This window comes from Wolbachia endosymbiont of Drosophila nikananu, from assembly GCF_028981865.1.
Classification (GTDB): domain Bacteria; phylum Pseudomonadota; class Alphaproteobacteria; order Rickettsiales; family Anaplasmataceae; genus Wolbachia; species Wolbachia pipientis_B.
Genome location: NZ_JAPQLL010000076.1, coordinates 1 through 797, shown reverse-complemented (window position 1 = coordinate 797; position 797 = coordinate 1). Strand labels below are relative to the sequence as shown.

The 797-nt window shown below is 44.5% G+C and carries 1 pseudogene; it reads left to right on the top strand.

Going from position 1 to position 797, the window contains the following annotated elements:
- Positions 1 to 189 precede the first annotated feature (189 nt).
- Positions 190 to 420, top strand: a pseudogene (locus tag OZD67_RS06080) (TrbC/VirB2 family protein); the annotation flags it as partial.
- Positions 421 to 797: the final 377 nt, after the last annotated feature.

Here is a 797-nt window from a genome sequence, read left to right as displayed (position 1 = left end):
TTAGATTTACCGATAATTTGAAAAACAAAAATTCGTCATCCCGCTGCTTGTTAGCGGGATCTAGAGATACCGCGAATAAACCGCGGTATGACGTAGGAAAACCTTTCTTGGGTTAGCTATAAAATAATTTTTACCACTTTTCTTTTTCCTTATGCTACTTTCCCTTAACTTGACGCGTATGGTACACCAGGTGGGCCGGTGATCACGATAGTGATAATAGGTGCAGCATTGCTTGCAATATTTGGCAGAATGCCGTGGCCAGCCCTTTTTGCATTAGGTGTGTTTACTGCTGTATTTTTTGGTGCTCCTAAGATTGTAGCGGCAATAGCACCAGCAAGCATACCCGTAGGAGCGTGCTATGTGACAGCGTTACAAATAAATGTAAGTAGGTACTACAAGCCTCAAAAAAATCTTAGGTAAATGGTGCTTCTTAAGGGAGCACCATTATTCCACAATTGTACGAACGTTGTAATTTGAGAGCAATCTCTGCCAAGAAGGGTGTCATCCAAGTAGCTGACACTGGTTCACTCTATAATGGCAGTGCTCCTTTCTTGTCATCCAAGTACCCTCTACTTCGTCATCCCAGTGCGTGACACTGGGATCCAGCTTCTTTTCTTCTAGATTCCAGCGTCACGCGCTGGAATGACAGCAGTCCTATGTCATACCGCCGCGGTATCTCTTAGCCGCTAACACGTAGCGGTATGATGATTCTTCAAGTCGTCAAGGTGTCATCCAAGTAGCCTTCTCTTCCTGTCATCCCAGTGCTTGACACTGGGATCCAGAAGACGTAATTTCAA